At 69.7% G+C, this 267-nt stretch carries 1 protein-coding gene; it reads right to left on the reverse strand.

Annotated elements, in window-relative coordinates; all coding sequences use genetic code 11:
* Window positions 1-98: 98 nt before the first annotated feature.
* On the reverse strand, window positions 99-267 hold a 169-nt coding region (locus FAF44_RS54115; RefSeq protein ID WP_272896273.1), incomplete at its 5' end, for a sigma factor.

Consider the following 267-nt stretch of genomic DNA (forward strand, 5'->3'; position numbering starts at 1 on the left):
AGGACCACCAGCATGGCCAGCGACACCGATTCCGCCTGAATGACCTCCTGGGCCGCGTCGACCGCGTCCTCGGCGGGAGCCACCAGCGGTTCGGGCAGCTACGGCCCGACGTAGGTCTCGCGGCGGCGTCGAAGGGCGCTCTGCTGGGCGAGTGCCTGGTTCACCGCGACCCGCACCAGGTAGGCGCGCGGGTTCTCGATCTGGTCCAGGTCTCTTGAGGACCACGACAGCCAGGTCTCCTGCAGGACGTCCTCGGTGTCGGCGACG

Origin of the sequence: Nonomuraea sp. MG754425 (genome assembly GCF_021699195.1) — a bacterium.
GTDB lineage: Bacteria > Actinomycetota > Actinomycetes > Streptosporangiales > Streptosporangiaceae > Nonomuraea.